The sequence below is a fragment of the Psychrobacter sp. 1U2 genome, assembly GCF_051847575.1.
The window spans coordinates 1-896 of the sequence record NZ_JBPYDC010000690.1 but is presented as its reverse complement, the minus strand read 5'-3'; the positions used below and the strand labels follow the sequence as shown (position 1 = coordinate 896).

At 40.1% G+C, this 896-nt stretch carries 1 protein-coding gene; it reads right to left on the bottom strand.

Features of this window, described 5'->3' with window-relative positions; translation table 11 throughout:
• Window positions 1–402: 402 nt before the first annotated feature.
• A partial coding sequence (locus ACS8FD_RS18120; protein ID WP_439276872.1) for a TetR/AcrR family transcriptional regulator occupies window positions 403–896 on the bottom strand: 494 nt, incomplete at its 5' end.

Sequence of the window (896 nt, the reverse complement as noted above, 5' to 3'; positions counted from 1 at the left end):
GAAAGTTATTCATAAAATTCCTAAAACTTATTGAGTGTTAATTGAATAAATGGTTTGCAAAAAATTGAGCAATCGTCTGATTCGTTTTTGTTATGTGGGCATTGTACAGTAACTAGACCGGTCGTCTAGTGCTGTTTACAAAACTCTCGTATATTTATAATTTATGCGAAACTGAGTATAAAATAAGAAGGTGAAAATATTCGTGCAGAACTTAGGGTGCAAGCCTAATAGCTCATCTGCTGTTAAGCGCTACTCGGTTTATTTTGAGAGTATCTTAGTTAGAATTAGGTGACCGGTGACAAACAAAGGCACATATCCAAAAGAGAGTAAGTCTTAACAATACTTTTACAAAATCGAGGTTAAGTATAGGAAAGAACTAGCTACAAAGGCAAAGAGCCGCTATTAGCGACCCATCTCAGTGGTCGTCATTTGCCATACTTCTGCAAGTGGCGTATTGGTTTGGCTAATTTTAGCGATCAAGCTGGCACCAAGCCAAGCAAAGTACCATCGCTTCGCCATACTCTCTGCGGCTATATTATCCAGTTTTGGTACAGAGTTATCTGCCCAGCCTGCTTTGATTTGTTCGGCGAGCCAGCTAATGGTTTGCTGGTAGCCAGCATAGAGTACTTTACGCATGGGCTCTGACATATCGGCAACTTCAGCACTGAGCTTAACGACCAAGCATTTTTCGTGATCGCAGCCGTTTTGCTGAGTGTCATACCAGCTTTGAAAGTAGTCATAAAGCTTTTGCTGTGCGCTGATATCTTGTGCGTCAATAGTCTCAAGGCGGTTCTTATAATTAGTAAAGTAATGATTGATAATGGCTTCACCAAACGCTTCTTTTGAAGCAAAATAATGATAAAAAGACCCTTTAGGCACGCCTGCTGTATCTAATA